We start from the raw sequence: 15051 nt of genomic DNA on the forward strand, positions 1-15051 counted from the left end.
ATCGCGCAGGCGGTCCGATCATCTTCGCGGGTGGAGCTGTTTTTGTGGCGTCCCGTCAGGAGGGCGGCAGCCGTGAGCCCCGTGGGACCTTCGGTTCCGCGGGGCGTCGGCTTACGCGGCTTCGGACTCGTCCGTCACCGTCACACGCGTGAGCAGGTCCTCGTACGCCGTGCGGTCGAACTCGCCCGCGACCGGGGCGAGGACCGTTGCCGCCGAGAGGGCTACCGCGCGGGTGAGGCGGTCCGGCCAGGGGAGTTTGTCGACCAGGCCTGAGAGGAGGCCCGCTACGGCCGAGTCGCCGGCGCCCGTCGGGTTGCCCTTTACGGCGGCCGGGGGGCTCGCGCGCCAGAGGCCGTCCGGGGTGGCGGCCAGGAGGCCGTCGGGGCCCAGGGAGGAGACGACCGCGTGGGCGCCGCGGCGGCGGGCGTCGCGGGTGGCGCGGTGGGGTTCGCGGGAGCCGGTGAGCTGGGCGAGTTCGTCGGCGTTGGGCTTGACCACGTCGGGGCGGGCCGCGATGCCACGCCGTAGGGGTTCGCCGCTGGTGTCGAGGAGGACGGGGACGCCGGCCGAGCGGGCGAGCCGGATCAGCTCCGCGTACGCGCCGACGTGGATGCCGGGCGGGAGGCTGCCGCAGAGGGCCACCGCGGATGCGTCGGCGAGGAGATCGGTGTAGTGGGCGGTGAACGTCGACCACTCGGCCGGGGTGACTGTCGGGCCCGGTTCGTTTAGTTGGGTCGTGTCGCCGCTTGCGGTGTCGACTACCGCGACTGTACGGCGGGTCGTTCCGGTGGTCGGGACCAGGGCGTCGACCACGGGGCCGCCTGCCAGGTGGGTGCGGAGGATCTCGCCCGTCGAGCCGCCCGCGAAGCCTGTCGCGACCGTCTCGTGGCCCAGGGCGGCCAGGACTCGGGCGACGTTGAGGCCCTTGCCGCCGGGGCGTTCGATGACCTGGGTGACGCGGTGGGAGGCGTGCGGGACGAGGGCGGGGACGCGGTACGTGAGGTCCAGCGCCGTGTTGAGGGTGACCGTGAGAATCACCTGCCGTACCCCCGTACCTCGTCCAAAGTTCGCGCCCCGATCATGCCAAACAGAAGGCGGTTGGCCCAGTCCCCGGGCCAACCGCCTTGCGTCCGTCGGGGCGATATCAGGCCAGGTGCGGTTCAACCACCCAGTTGCCCTTGCGCATCACGCCCTTGACGTCGAAGTCGGCGTCTAGGACGACCAGGTCGGCGTCCTTGCCCGGTTCCAGGGAGCCGACGCGGTCGTCGATGCCCAGGACCCGGGCCGGGTTGGCGGAGACGGCCTGGACGATCGAGTCGACGGGCAGCTTGTCGATGGTCGCCGCGCGCTTGAACGCGCGGTCCAGGGTGAGGGTCGAGCCCGCGATGGAGCCGCCCTCGACCAGCCGTGCCACGCCGTCCTTGACCTCGACGGCCAGCGGGCCGAGCGAGTAGAGGCCGTCGCCGAAGCCGGCCGCGTCCATGGCGTCCGTGATGAACGCGACGCGCCGGGGGCCCGCGTGATGGAACGCCAGTTCCAGGGCGGCCGGGTGCAGATGGGTGCCGTCGTTGATGAGCTCGACGGTGATCCGCTCGTCCTCCAGGAGCGCGGCGATCGGGCCGGGGGTGCGGTGGCCGAGCGCGGGCATCGCGTTGTAGAGGTGGGTGGCCACGGTGGCGCCCGCGTCGATGGCCTCGACGGTCTGCTCGTACGTAGCGTCGGTGTGGCCGATCGCGGCGACGACGCCGTGCTCGGCGAGCAGGCGTACGGAGTCGATGCCGCCGGGGAGTTCGGTGGCGAGGGTGACCATCTTGGCCTGGCCGCGCGCGGCGTCGATCAGCTTGCGGACGTCGGCCGGGTCGGGGTCGCGCAGCAGCGTCTCGTCGTGCGCGCCCTTGCGGCAGGGGGCGATGAACGGGCCCTCGAAGTGGATGCCGGCGATGTCGCCCTGCTCGGCGAGTTCGGAGAGCAGGCCGGCGCGTCTGCCCAGGAAGTCCATCTCGCCGGTCACGAAGGAGGCGACGACGGTGGTGGTGCCGTGCAGCCGGTGGGTCTGGACGCCGGTGAGGATCTCGTCGACGGTGCCGGAGGTGAAGGAGGCTCCGCCGCCGCCGTGGTTGTGCATGTCGACGAAGCCGGGGACGACCCAGTGGCCCGTGAGGTCGAGCGCCGGCGCGTCGGCGGGCGCGGAGCCCGCGATGCGACCGCCGTCGACGATCACCCGTCCGTTCTCGACGATGCCGGTCGGCAGCACCACACGGGCCCCGGCGAGAACTGTGGATACGGCCATCAGGCGGATACCTCCGAGTCGAGGGAGAGAAGGTCCCAGGCGAGGAGGCCCGCGCCCAGGCATCCGGCGGTGTCCCCGAGGGCTGCCGGTACGACGGCGGGCAGCTTCTGGAACGTGACGCGTTCCTCCACGGCGGCCCTCAGTGGTGTGAACAAGGTTTCCCCGGCCTCGGCGAGACCGCCACCGATGATGAGCGTGCGGGGGTCCAGCAGGGTGAGCGCGGTGACGAGGCCGTCCGCGAGGGCGTCGACGGCCTCCTGCCAGACCTGGACGGCCCGGGGGTCGCCGTCCGCGACCGCCTTGGCGCAGTCGGCGGCGTCGGCGTCCGGGTCGCCGGAGGCGGCGGCCCAGGCCTTGGAGACGGCGGAGGCGGAGGCGTACCGCTCCAGGCAGCCGCGCTGGCCGCAGCCGCACTCGGCGCCGCCGGGGCGGACCACGATGTGGCCGATCTCGCCGGCGTAGCCGTGGGCGCCGGCCTCGATGGCGCCGCCGATGCCGATGGCGCCCGCGATTCCGGTGCCCAGCGGCACGAAGAGGAAGCGGTCGGCTCCGTTGCCCGCGCCGATCCGGCCCTCGGCGAGGCCGCCGGTGCGGACGTCGTGGCCGAGGGCGACGGGGATGCCGTCGAGGCGCTCGCTGAGCAGGGCGCGCATCGGGACGTCGCGCCAGCCGAGGTTGGCGGCGTAGACGGCGATGCCGTGTGCGGCGTCGACGATGCCGGGGACGGCGACTCCGGCGGCCGCGGCGGGCTCTCCGTACCGTTCGAGGCCGTAGGCGCGCAGCTCGGCGGCGAAGCCGAGGATCGTCTCGACCACGGCTTCCGGGCCGCGCTCGCGCCCGGTGGCGCGCCGTGCCTCGTGGAGCAGGGTGCCGTCCGCCCCGACGAGGGCGGCCTTCATGCCGGTGCCGCCCACATCGAGGGCGATGACGTGTCTCACGGGAACAGTCTCGCCCGTTCCTGCCCGAAAGGTCTAGTCCACTGACCGATATTGTTGCGCTGGGATACAAATTCGAGTGATGGCGGGTGCGACCTGCGGTGACGGGCTTCACAAGGTCTTCACCCGTAGACCGAGAATCTACCCAAGTGGTGTAGACCTTATGCTTCCTCTCCTGTGAAAATCACAGCTCAACGACGAGCAGAGGGTGGGGCGACGCTGTGCAGCGGCGATTCATAGGACTGACCGCGACGATCGCCGCGCTGGGGCTGACCGCGGGTCTGTCCGGTTGCGGGCTCACCGAGAGCGCCGCCGGCGACGTGACCCTCAGGCTGGTCGCGGCCGATTACGACCTGAACGGCGGCGACACCACCAAGAAGTACTGGGACGGGGTCACCGCCGCGTACGAGGCCAAGCACCCCGGCGTGCAGGTCGAGGTGCAGATCGAGTCCTGGAACGACGTCGACCGCAAGGTCGCCGAGATGGTCAAGGCCGGCCAGGCCCCCGACATCGCCCAGATCGGCGCCTACGCCGACTACGCGGCCGCGGGCCAGCTCTACTCCGCAGACGAACTGCTCTCCATCCCCGTCCAGGCCAACTTCCTCGCCCCGCTCGTCACGGCAGGCGAGAACAAGCGCACCCAGTACGGCCTGCCTTTCGCCGCCTCCACCCGGCTGCTCTTCTTCAACCAGGACCTCTTCGACAAGGCCGGCATCAGCGAGCCGCCGGCCGACTGGGACGAGCTGGCCGCGGCGGCGAAGAAGCTGAAGGCCAAGGACGTGAAGTACCCGTTCGCGCTGCCGCTCGGCCCGGAGGAGGCGCAGGCCGAGACCATGATGTGGCTGCTCAGCGGCGGCGACGGCTACACCGACGGCTCCGACCGCTACCGGATCGACTCCGAGCAGAACGTCAAGACCTTCGAGTGGCTGAAGACCGAGCTGGTCCAGAAGGACCTCACCGGCCCCGTCGCCCCCGGCAAGCTCAACCGCAAGGACGCCTTCGCCGCCTTCTCGCGCGGCGAGGTCGGCATGCTCAACGGCCACCCCTCGCTGATGCAGGAGGCCCAGAAGAAGGGCGTCAAGGTCGGCAAGGTCGCGCTGCCCGGCGCGGACGGCAAGTCCAGGGCGTCCATGGGCGTCGCCGACTGGATCATGGGCTTCAAGCAGAACGGCCACCGCCAGCAGATCGGCGACTTCCTCGACTTCGTCTTCAGCGACGAGAACGTGCTGAAGTTCGCCGGCGACAACGACCTGCTGCCGCCGACCGTGAGCGCGTACTCCCGGATGGAGAACGACCCGGAGCACAAGGACCTCCACGAGTTCCTCGCCGAGCTGCCGAACTCGCAGCTCCCGCCGGTCGGCAAGACCTCCTGGGCCCAGGTCAGCGACACCATCAAGCAGAACATCGGCAAGGCGGTCACCCCGGGCGCGAAGCCGGCCGACGTACTCGGCGGGATCGCCCGCAAGGCGACGGCGGCCGAGAGCGCGGAGTAATAGGTTGTTCGTATGACCGACGCGAGCGATCCCCGACCCGACGACGCCCCTGGCGGCGACGACACCGGGCTCGGGGAGCGGGAGCGGGCCGTGCTCGCGCTCGAACGCCGCTCCTGGCCGGGGCCCGGCGCCAAGGAGCGGGCGGTACGCGAGCGGCTCGGCCTGTCCGCGACCCGGTACTACCAGCTCCTCAACGCCCTCCTCGACGACCCGCGCGCCCTCGCGCACGACCCGGTGACGGTCAACCGACTGCGCCGGGTCCGTGCGGAGAAGGAGCAGCGCCGCTGAGGCCGCGTCGGTAGGGTCGTCGTATGGTCAGCAGCCTTCCGCACCCGACCACATCCGCAGGCCGCGACGGTCTGGCCGCGCTTCTCGCGCGACCGGAGAAGGCCGTCGTCGCCCTCGACTTCGACGGGACGCTCGCCGAGATCGTCCCGGACCCCGAACAGGCCCGCGCGCACCCCGGCACCGTCCCCGCGCTCTCCGCCCTGGCCCCCCGGATCGCCTCGGTCGCCGTCGTGACCGGCCGCCCGGCGAGCGTGGCGGTCCGGTACGGCGGCTTCGCCGGTGTCCCCGGCCTGGAACACCTCGTCGTCCTCGGCCACTACGGCGCCGAGCGCTGGGACGCGGTCACCGGCACCGTCCAGGCCTCGGCCGTCCACCCGGGCGTGGCCACCGTCCGGGCCGAGCTGCCAGGCGTCCTGGACGGCGTCGGTGCCTGGCCGGGCACCTGGATCGAGGAGAAGGGCCGCGCGGTCGCGGTCCACACCCGCCGCTCCGCCGACCCCCAGGCGGCCTTCGAGGCCCTCAAGGCCCCGCTCGGCGACCTGGCCGCGCGCCACGGCCTGGTCCTCGAACCCGGCCGCATGGTCCTCGAACTGCGCCCCCCGGGCATGGACAAGGGCGTGGCGCTCGCGGAGTACGTACGGGAGGTGGGCGCCGGCTCCGTCCTGTACGCGGGCGACGACCTGGGCGACCTGCCGGCCTTCGCGGCGGTCGAGAAACTCCGCTCGGACGGCACCCCGGGCCTGCTCGTGTGCAGCGGCTCGACGGAGGTCCAGGAACTCTCCGACCGCGCCGACCTGTCGGTCCAGGGCCCGGCGGGCGTGGTCCGCTTCCTGACGGCCCTGGCGGAGGCGGTACGGGAGGGGGCGGGGGCCTGAGGAGACCGCGCCGCGCGGCGCAGCCCGGGCGGGCTGCGCCGCGCGCCCGAGCAGGCTCAGGGGGCGCCCGGGCAGGCTCTCCGCGAGATCCGCGAGATCCGCGAGATCCGCGAGATCCGCGAGATCCGCGCGGGCCGTGGCGGCTGAGCCGCACGCGCCCCGGCGAGGGGCTAGTCAGTGCCCCGCAGCGCCTCCAGTTGCTCCAGGAACCACCGCTGCGGCGGCAGGGCCGTCGCGGCGACGGCGAGGCGCTTCGAGCGGTCCGCGCGCTCCGCGGCGGGCATCGTCAGGGCGTGGTGGAGGGCGCGGGCGGTTTCCGAGACGTCGTACGGGTTGACCGTCAGGGCGTCCTCGTGGAGTTCCTCGTAGGCGCCCGCGCCCGTCGAGAGGACCAGGGCGCAGCCCGTCTCCGAGACCACCGGGATCTCCTTCGCGACCAGGTTCATCCCGTCCCGGACCGGGTTGATCAGGGCCACGTCCGCGAGGCGGTACGCGGCGAGTGAGCGGGGGAAGTCGTCGCGTACCGACAGGAGCACCGGCTGCCAGTCGGGCGTGCCGAACTCCGCGTTGATCTCCTCCGCCAGCTCCGCCACCGACGCGGTGTACGCGCGGTAGACCTCCAGGTCCTGGCGGGAGGGGTACGCGGAGGCCAGGTGGACGACCTTGCCGCGCCACTCCGGGTGCTCCTGGAGCAGCTCCCGGTACGCCAGCAGGCCGCGGACGATGTTCTTCGACAGCTCCGTGCGGTCCACCCGCACGATCGTCCGCCGGTCGCCGATCTCGGCCCGCAGCGCGGCCAGCCGGTCGTCGACCTCGGGAGTGTGGGCGAGCGCGCGGAGGTCGTCGGCGTCCACCCCCAGGGGGAAGACGTGCACCCGGGTGCGCCTGCGCTCGCCGCCCGCCCTGCGGTGCTCCACCCCGCGCCACGGGTCGTCGCTGCGCCAGAAGCCGTCGGCCTCGCCCGCCGGCCCGTGGATGTGCGCGCCGGTGATGAACGCCTGCGCCCATCCCCAGGTGTGGAAACCCAGCTCGTCCGCGCCGAGCATCCCCCAGAGCAGCTCCTCGCGGACGTCCTCCGGCAGCATCCGCATGTACTCCGGCAGCGCCCACGGCGTGTGCGTGAAATGGCCGATCCGCAGGTCGGGGCGGAGCTCGCGCAGCTGCCCCGGGACCAGGGCCAGGTGGTAGTCCTGCACCAGGACCGCCGCGCCCTCGTCCGCCCGGGCCGCAAGCTCCTCGGCGAAGGCCCGGTTGTAGCTGCGGTACGACTCCCAGCGGCGGCGGAACTCCGCGTCGAAGACCGGCTCGCGCGGGATCTCGTACAGGTGGTGGTGGAGGAACCACAGCACCGAGTTCGCGATCCCGTTGTACGCGTCGGCGTACACCTCCGGGTCGATGTCCAGCATCCGTACGCCCGGCTCGGACTCCCCGCGCCTGACCGCCTCCCGGTCGCCCTCCCCGAGGGCCGCGCACACCCACACGCTGTCCTGGGAGGAGATCGCGCTCAGGCCTGAGACGAGACCGCCCCCGCCGCGCCGGGCACTGAGTGTGCCGTCGGCGGCGAGGGCGTACGAGACAGGACCTCGGTTGGACGCCACGAGCACAGAAGCCATGTGGCGAACCTAGCCCGTCACGTAAACGCTCAAACGTACGTATACGACTCTGGCGAATCCTCGCCCCTCGTCGCGGCTCAGTGGCCGCCTCCGTGGACGCCTCAGTGGTCGCGGCGTCCGCGCAGGGCCGCCTTCGCCACCAGGCCGGTCGCGGCCAGGGCGAGCGCGAGCCCGCCGAGCAGCCAGAGCCGCTCACCGCTGGAGCCGGTCTCGGCCATCGAACCACCGGGGCCGTGCGGGCCGTCCGGGGCGTGTGGGGTCGGGCGGGGCTGGTGGGTGGTGAGCGCGGGGGACGGTGCCACCTCCGACTCGGACGGGGACGGCGTGGGGTCCACCGGGTCCGAAGGCGTCGGCTCCGGCGTCGGCTCCGGCGTCGGCTCCGGCGTCGGCGGGTCCAGGACCGGAGTCACCCCGCACGCCGGGTCCTCACTCCCCTTGCCGCAGTTCGAGCGCGGCGACTCGACCTCGACGCTGTTGCCGAGTCGGCCGTCGCCGCGCACCGGGTCGTGGACCTTCACCGAGTACGTGACCGTTGCCGTCTTCCCGGCCGGGATGTCACCGACGTAGCCGATCTTCGGCCCGTCGTACGTGACCTTGCCGAGCGTCGCCTTCGCGTCGCCCAGGTAGGCGGCGTCGTCCAGGTTGCCGGTCAGGTCGTCGCTGAACTTGGCGTTCGGGTGGTCCAGCCGGCTGATGTTCTTCGCGGTGATCGTGTACGTCAGGGTGTCGCCGGGCTTCACCTTCTGCGGGCTCGCCGTCTTGGTGATCTCCAGGTCCGGTACGGGGACGGAGAAGGCCAGGCCCGAGGGCACGTACGTGTCGCCCGTCGTCGTGAACGTCAGCTCCGCCGACCGCGCGCCCACCGGGATCGCGCCGTCCGGGATGTCGAAGGCCTTGGTGTCGATGGAGAGGTTGTTCGTCAGCTTCGGCGCGACGGCGCCGTCGTCCTCGCTGACGAAGAAGTTGTTCGTGTTGCCCGTGTGCGCCTCGGTGACGTTCTTGCCGTCGACCAGGAACTTGTCGCCGGGCGTGTTCCAGTCGCCCTCGTACGCCGTCACGCTCGCCCGCGCCTTGCCCGTCGTCCGGTGGAAGCCGTCGACGGTGATCGTGGTCGCGGGGGAGGTGGAGCGCTGCAGGACGTGCCCGCCGTAGACGTACACGTTGCGGCGGTCGGGCGCGTGGGTCGGCTCGGGGCCGGGGAACGCGTAGACGACCGTCAGGGACCAGCCCGCCACACAGCCCTTGCCGTCCGGCGCCCAGATGTTGCCGACCGCGACCCGCGCGTCCGTACCGGTCACGCCCGCGAACGCGGCCGTCACGTCCGACTCGCCCGTGTAGTAGTGCGGGCCGCCGGTGTCCGCCGGGTCCGTCACCATGCTGTCGATCGAGACCGCCGTCGCCGTCCCCGCCCCGACCCTGATGTGCGGCGCGGTCGTGGCGTGGTCGCCCGGCGAGGTCACCACATCGGCGCCGGAGACGTCACAGCGCTTCAGCTGCGCCCCGCTCGGCCCCTTGTACGTGCCGTCGTTGCCGCCCCAGAAGAGCCGGGCGTACGCGACCCTCGCCCCGGCCGGGACGACGACGTGGCCGGTGCTGGAGCCGTAACCGCCGTCCATGGAGGCGGTGTTGATCCGCTTCATGGCGAAGGTGTTGTTGTTGTCGCTCCCCTGCCCGGAGGCGGCGGTGGCGCAGCGCGCGGCCAGGTCGGCGGGGGCCGTGGGGCAGCCCATGACCGTGTTGCCGATGGTCGTGAAGTCGCCGTACAGCGACTCGGCGTAGCGCTTGCCGAAGGGCTCCACCACGTCGGCCGCGGCGGGACCGGCCACGGCGAGGGAGAGCGAGCCGAGTGAGCCGGCGGCGAGGACGAGCGCCGCCACCGACATGGTCATCCGATTTTTGAACCGCATGAAAGGGAAATTTAGGCAAAAAACACAATCATTCGGCGTTACGCCACGCGGCGGTGCGCGTACTCCGCGATCTCCACCATCGGCGGCCGCTCCTCCGTGTCCACCGCGTACGTGTGCGGCGTGAAGCCGTCCTCGCCGCGCTCGAACTGGGTGAGCCGGGGCCGCACCAGATGGCCCCGGGAGAGCCGCAGCTGCGCCGTCCGGTAGATCGCCGCCGCCATCCGGCCCAGCGCCCGCCCGTCCTGGTGCCGGTGCTTGCGGACCCCGACGTCCACCTGCGCGAGGGCGTCGAGCCCGACCGTGTGCAGCGCGTCCACGAGCAGGCCCAGCTCCACTCCGTAACCGACCGGGAACGGCAGCCGTTCGAGCAGCGAGCGGCGCGCCGCGTACTCGCCGCCCAGCGGCTGCACGAAGCCGGCCAGCTGCGGCCAGTGCAGATTGAGCAGCGGCCGCGCCACGAGCTCCGTCACCCGACCGCCCTGACCTGGGGCGTCGCCGAGCGGGCGGTCGTACATCGCCTTCACGAAGTCGATGTCCTGGTCGGTGAGCAGCGGGCCGACGATGCCGGTGACGAAGTCCGCGGAGAAGTCCCGCAGGTCCGCGTCGACGAAGCAGATGATGTCCCCTTCGGTCACCATCAGTGACCGCCACAGCACCTCGCCCTTGCCAGGCACGGCCGGTATCCGGGGCAGGATCGCGTCCCGCGCCACCACCCGCGCCCCGGCCGCGGCCGCCACCTCCGCCGTACGGTCGGTGGAACCGGAGTCGATCACCACCAGTTCGTCCACGAGCGGAACGGCCTCGGTCATCAGCTCGCGCCGGATGACGGAGACGATCTCGCCGACCGTCGCCTCCTCGTTCAGCGCGGGCAGCACGACGCTGACCGTCGTCCCGTGCTTCGCCGCCAGGACGCGGTCCAGTCTTCGGTCCGCCACGGACCAGGACCGCCGGCCCAGCCAGCGCTCCACTTCCTCCAGCACGTGATCTCCATCTCGCGGTTCGGACGGCAGGTTCAAGCCTCCGGGCCTTCGGTTACAGTCTTGAACAACGCGGACGCCCGATGCATGTCGGGGTGCCGCCCGCGCCACACAATCGAATACCGCTCATCCAGAGGGGCAGAGGGAAACGGCCCGTTGAAGCCCCGGCAACCCTCCAGTCGGTCTCGTCCGCAGTCGTCAGCACTGCGCCCGCGAGGCTCCCGGCTAGGGAAGGTGCCAAATCCGTCTCATGGCGACGTTCGCCATGGGAAAGATGAGGAGAAAGGGCCTCGCCTCCATGGCTGTACAGACTGTTACCCCCGACACCGCCCCCACCGCAGGCACTGCCGAAAGCGCTCGGACGGTCGATCTCGGTCCCGCTTCCGGACTTTCCTGCCGGGAATGCGGCGAAGTCTTCGCACTCGGCCCGATCTTCGCCTGTGAGCTCTGTTTCGGCCCCCTCGAAGTCGCGTACGACCTTCCCGTCGGTGACCCCGAGGCGCTGCGCAAGCAGATCGAGGCCGGCCCCGCCAACATCTGGCGCTACGCCCCCCTGCTGCCCGTCCCCGCCGACGTCGCCGAGAAGCCGAATCTGAACCCGGGCTGGACCAAGCTCGTCCAGGCCGACAACCTCGCCCGCGAACTGGGCGTCGAGCCCGGCAAGCTCTTCGTCAAGGACGACTCCGGCAACCCGACGCACTCCTTCAAGGACCGCGTCGTCGCCCAGGCCCTGGAAGCCGCCCGCGCCTTCGGCTTCACCACGCTCTCCTGCTCCTCCACCGGCAACCTGGCCGGCGCCGTCGGCGCCGCCGCCGCCCGCGCCGGCTTCCGCTCCTGCGTCTTCATCCCGCACGACCTGGAGCAGGGCAAGGTCGTCATGGCCGCCGTCTACGGCGGCGAGCTCGTCGGCATCGAGGGCAACTACGACGACGTCAACCGCTTCTGCTCCGAGCTCATCGGCGACCCGCTGGGCGAGGGCTGGGGCTTCGTCAACGTCAACCTGCGGCCGTACTACGGCGAGGGCTCCAAGACGCTCGCGTACGAGATCTGCGAGCAGCTGGGCTGGGTCATCCCGGACCAGCTCGTCATCCCGATCGCCTCGGGATCGCAGCTCACGAAGATCGACAAGGGTCTGCAGGAGCTCATCAAGCTGGGCCTGGTCGAGGACAAGCCGTACAAGATCTTCGGCGCCCAGGCCGAGGGCTGCTCGCCGGTGTCGGCCGCCTTCAAGGCCGGTCACGACGTCGTACGGCCCCAGAAGCCGAACACCATCGCCAAGTCGCTCGCCATCGGCAACCCGGCCGACGGCCCGTACGTCCTCGACATCGCGCGCCGCACCGGCGGCGCGGTGGACGACGTGAACGACGAGCAGGTCGTCGAGGCGATCAAGCTCCTGGCCCGGACCGAGGGCATCTTCGCCGAGACGGCGGGCGGCGTGACGGTCGGCGTGACGAAGAAGCTGGTCGAGGCCGGCCTCATCGACCCGTCCCTCACCACCGTCGTGCTCAACACGGGCGACGGCCTCAAGACCCTGGACGCGGTGGCCGACACCTCTCAGGCGACCGCCACCATCAAGCCGAGCCTGGACGCGTTCCGCGACGCCGGCCTGGCCCACTGACCCCCACTCGTCCGTACACGGAAGGCAGCAGCACATGAGCGTCAAGGTCCGTATCCCCACCATCCTCCGTACCTACACGGGCGGCCAGGCCGAGGTTCCGGCGGAGGGCGCGACCCTGTCCGAGGTCATCTCGGACCTGGAGAAGAACCACGCGGGCATCTCCGCCCGCGTCCTGGACGACCAGGGCAAGCTGCGCCGCTTCGTGAACGTCTACGTGAACGACGACGACGTCCGCTTCGAGCAGGGCCTGGAGACGGCGACGCCGGACGGCGCGGGCGTCTCGATCATCCCGGCGGTGGCGGGCGGCTGCTGAGCCCACGACTGCTCAGCCCACGGCCGAGCGCTCGCTTTACCCTGAGTAACTGAATTGCCCCCTCCGCGAGAGAAGCGGAGGGGGCAATTCTGCATGGTTGAACGGGGTAGAGTTGGGGAAGTCCCCCCGGCTTCACCGCGCTGCTCCGTGCCAGCCGCATATGAGAATGCGCCGCACGCGACAAGAAGCAGCCAAAGTGCGCGAACGATCTGTACCTTCTGCGCGCTTTGCCGGGCCCGACTTGCCCCGGAATTCAATCAATTCTCCGGAATTCTCCTTTACGGCGTGCCCAGAATTCTCGCCCGATTGACCTGTTGCAGAGGGCAGTTGGGCAGATACATTCAGCCGCGGTCGACGCGTTCCGGCGCAGGGTCTGACCCGGGTCCGCGAAGTGCGGGTCCCGCGCAAGGGCCAGTAATAGGGGAGTTAGGCATGGCTCAGGGCACCGTCAAGTGGTTCAACGCGGAGAAGGGCTACGGCTTCATCGCGGTCGACGGTGGTGCGGATGTATTCGTCCACTACAGCGCGATCCAGATGGACGGATACCGCACCCTCGAAGAGGGTCAGCGGGTCGAGTTCGAGATCTCGCAGGGCCAGAAGGGTCCGCAGGCGGACATGGTCAAGCTCGCCGTCTGAGCACGGCGCGATCGGCCACCACGTACGCACTCACGCGTTCTCACGCCGAGGGGTCCGCATCCTGACCGGGATGCGGACCCCTCGTGCGTGTGCGGGGGCTCCGTGGACCCGGGCTCGATCCTTGAGAGTCGCTTGCACTCGCATGGGCCGAGTGCTAATCATTGGCGTTAGCACTCTGAAGGTGAGAGTGCTTACGAGGATCGGGCAGACGAGGTCCGCGGCCAGGTGGGGCAAGGAACCGCCGGGTACGCAGGCCGTCCGTCGCGGGCGTCGGCGCGGTCCTGGAGCGTTATCCACCCCATGTCCGGGAGGACCACTTCACATGGCCAAGATCATCGCGTTCGACGAGGAGGCACGGCGCGGTCTCGAGCGCGGGATGAACCAGCTCGCCGACGCCGTCAAGGTCACCCTTGGCCCCAAGGGCCGTAACGTCGTCCTCGAGAAGAAGTGGGGCGCCCCCACGATCACCAACGATGGTGTTTCCATCGCCAAGGAGATCGAGCTCGAGGACCCGTACGAGAAGATCGGCGCCGAGCTGGTCAAGGAAGTCGCCAAGAAGACGGACGACGTCGCCGGTGACGGTACGACCACCGCGACCGTCCTCGCCCAGGCGCTCGTCCGCGAGGGCCTGCGCAACGTGGCGGCCGGCGCCAACCCGATGGCCCTCAAGCGCGGCATCGAGAAGGCCGTCGAGGCCGTCTCCGGCGCCCTGCTCGAGCAGGCGAAGGATGTCGAGACCAAGGAGCAGATCGCTTCCACGGCCTCCATCTCCGCCGCCGACACCCAGATCGGCGAGCTCATCGCCGAGGCGATGGACAAGGTCGGCAAGGAAGGCGTCATCACCGTCGAGGAGTCCCAGACCTTCGGTCTGGAGCTGGAGCTCACCGAGGGTATGCGCTTCGACAAGGGCTACATCTCGGCGTACTTCGCCACCGACATGGAGCGTATGGAGGCGTCCCTGGACGACCCGTACCTCCTGATCGTCAACTCCAAGATCTCCTCGGTCAAGGACCTGCTCCCGCTCCTGGAGAAGGTCATGCAGTCGGGCAAGCCGCTGCTGATCATCGCCGAGGACGTCGAGGGCGAGGCCCTGTCGACCCTGGTCGTCAACAAGATCCGCGGCACCTTCAAGTCCGTCGCGGTCAAGGCCCCGGGCTTCGGCGACCGTCGCAAGGCCATGCTGAACGACATCGCCATCCTCACGGGCGGCACGGTCATCTCCGAGGAGGTCGGCCTCAAGCTCGAGAACGCGGGCCTGGACCTGCTGGGCCGCGCCCGCAAGGTCGTCATCACCAAGGACGAGACCACGATCGTCGACGGTGCCGGTGACAGCGACCAGGTCGCCGGTCGCGTCAACCAGATCCGCGCCGAGATCGAGAACTCGGACAGCGACTACGACCGCGAGAAGCTGCAGGAGCGCCTGGCGAAGCTCGCCGGCGGTGTTGCGGTCATCAAGGCCGGTGCCGCGACCGAGGTCGAGCTCAAGGAGCGCAAGCACCGCATCGAGGACGCCGTTCGCAACGCGAAGGCGGCCGTCGAGGAGGGCATCGTCGCCGGTGGCGGCGTGGCCCTGCTCCAGGCCTCCAGCGTCTTCGAGAAGCTCGAGGCGGACCTGACGGGCGACGAGGCCACCGGTGCCAACATCGTCAAGCTGGCCCTTGAGGCCCCGCTGAAGCAGATCGCCATCAACGCCGGCCTCGAGGGCGGCGTCGTGGCGGAGAAGGTCCGCAACCTGCCCGTCGGCCACGGCCTGAACGCCGCGACCAACGAGTACGTGGACCTCATCGCCGAGGGCATCATCGACCCGGCGAAGGTGACGCGTTCCGCGCTGCAGAACGCGGCCTCCATCGCCGCGCTGTTCCTGACCACCGAGGCCGTCATCGCCGACAAGCCGGAGAAGGCCTCCGCGGCCGCTCCGGGCGGCATGCCGGGCGGTGACATGGACTTCTGATCCGTCTGGATCGGTAGCTCCGGCAGTTCCTCGCGGACACGCAGCTCCGGCTGTGGCTGTACGCGAGCTGTACGCGACTGAGGGCGGCACTCCCTGCTGGGGGTGCCGCCCTCGGGCGTTCGGGGTGATGCTGGTGGGGTGGGGGCGGCACGGGC

Annotated in this window: 13 protein-coding genes and 1 riboswitch; of the genes, 7 read left to right on the forward strand and 6 right to left on the reverse strand. The window is 70.8% G+C overall.

The window, feature by feature from the left end:
* Window positions 1–111: 111 nt before the first annotated feature.
* The 3 genes from ACFWRO_RS08955 to ACFWRO_RS08965 form a co-directional block, all read right to left on the reverse strand.
* Window positions 112–1038: a 1-phosphofructokinase family hexose kinase gene (locus ACFWRO_RS08955; protein ID WP_384506439.1), complete on the reverse strand. Its 927-nt coding sequence runs from the start codon at window positions 1036–1038 to the stop codon at window positions 112–114.
* 106 nt (window positions 1039–1144) lie between these two features.
* Entirely contained in the window at window positions 1145–2290 is a 1146-nt protein-coding gene (nagA, locus tag ACFWRO_RS08960) for an N-acetylglucosamine-6-phosphate deacetylase (RefSeq protein ID WP_384506442.1), read from the reverse strand.
* Window positions 2290–3228 carry an ROK family protein gene (locus tag ACFWRO_RS08965; RefSeq protein ID WP_384506445.1) on the reverse strand — a complete coding sequence of 313 codons (939 nt, stop codon included), beginning with the start codon at window positions 3226–3228 and terminating at the stop codon, window positions 2290–2292. Before ACFWRO_RS08965 ends, nagA begins: the two co-directional genes overlap by 1 nt.
* Window positions 3229–3446: 218 nt before the next feature.
* Here ACFWRO_RS08965 and ACFWRO_RS08970 point away from each other — a divergent pair, with 218 nt between their 5' ends.
* The 3 genes from ACFWRO_RS08970 to otsB are packed head-to-tail and all read left to right on the forward strand — an operon-like array spanning window position 3447 to window position 5881.
* Window positions 3447–4718 carry an ABC transporter substrate-binding protein gene (locus tag ACFWRO_RS08970; RefSeq protein ID WP_384506448.1) on the forward strand — a complete coding sequence of 424 codons (1272 nt, stop codon included), beginning with the start codon at window positions 3447–3449 and terminating at the stop codon, window positions 4716–4718.
* Between the two features lie 12 nt (window positions 4719–4730).
* Complete coding sequence (locus ACFWRO_RS08975) at window positions 4731–5006, forward strand: DUF3263 domain-containing protein (protein ID WP_384506451.1); 276 nt, start codon at window positions 4731–4733, stop codon at window positions 5004–5006.
* Between the two features lie 23 nt (window positions 5007–5029).
* A complete protein-coding gene (gene otsB / locus ACFWRO_RS08980) occupies window positions 5030–5881 on the forward strand; it encodes a trehalose-phosphatase (RefSeq protein ID WP_384506453.1) in 852 nt (283 codons plus the stop codon).
* A gap of 170 nt (window positions 5882–6051) precedes the next feature.
* On the opposite strand, the gene ACFWRO_RS08985 is transcribed toward otsB, so the two are convergent.
* The 3 genes from ACFWRO_RS08985 to ACFWRO_RS08995 form a co-directional block, all read right to left on the reverse strand.
* The gene (locus ACFWRO_RS08985) at window positions 6052–7494 is read right to left on the reverse strand and encodes a trehalose-6-phosphate synthase (RefSeq protein WP_384506456.1); all 1443 of its coding nucleotides are present in this window, start codon (window positions 7492–7494) and stop codon (window positions 6052–6054) included.
* Window positions 7495–7595: 101 nt separating this feature from the next.
* Window positions 7596–9401 (reverse strand): hypothetical protein, encoded by a 1806-nt coding sequence (locus ACFWRO_RS08990; RefSeq protein ID WP_384506459.1) that lies wholly within the window; start codon window positions 9399–9401, stop codon window positions 7596–7598.
* A gap of 38 nt (window positions 9402–9439) precedes the next feature.
* Window positions 9440–10381, reverse strand: a complete 942-nt coding sequence (locus ACFWRO_RS08995; protein ID WP_384506461.1) for a glucosyl-3-phosphoglycerate synthase — start codon at window positions 10379–10381, stop codon at window positions 9440–9442.
* Between the two features lie 120 nt (window positions 10382–10501).
* Window positions 10502–10659: riboswitch (SAM riboswitch) on the forward strand.
* Between the two features lie 17 nt (window positions 10660–10676).
* Here ACFWRO_RS08995 and thrC point away from each other — a divergent pair.
* The 4 genes from thrC to groL all read left to right on the forward strand — a co-directional run bounded on the left by thrC (window position 10677) and on the right by groL (window position 14896).
* Window positions 10677–11996, forward strand: a complete 1320-nt coding sequence (gene thrC, locus ACFWRO_RS09000) for a threonine synthase (protein ID WP_384506463.1) — start codon at window positions 10677–10679, stop codon at window positions 11994–11996.
* Between the two features lie 34 nt (window positions 11997–12030).
* Window positions 12031–12309: a MoaD/ThiS family protein gene (locus ACFWRO_RS09005; RefSeq protein WP_384506465.1), complete on the forward strand. Its 279-nt coding sequence runs from the start codon at window positions 12031–12033 to the stop codon at window positions 12307–12309.
* Between the two features lie 432 nt (window positions 12310–12741).
* On the forward strand, window positions 12742–12945 hold the full coding sequence (locus ACFWRO_RS09010) for a cold-shock protein (RefSeq protein ID WP_005315736.1): 204 nt from the start codon (window positions 12742–12744) through the stop codon (window positions 12943–12945).
* A gap of 322 nt (window positions 12946–13267) precedes the next feature.
* Window positions 13268–14896, forward strand: a complete 1629-nt coding sequence (gene groL / locus ACFWRO_RS09015) for a chaperonin GroEL (protein WP_384506468.1) — start codon at window positions 13268–13270, stop codon at window positions 14894–14896.
* Window positions 14897–15051 lie beyond the last annotated feature (155 nt).

This window comes from Streptomyces sp. NPDC058579, from assembly GCF_042718575.1.
Taxonomy (GTDB): Bacteria; Actinomycetota; Actinomycetes; order Streptomycetales; family Streptomycetaceae; genus Streptomyces.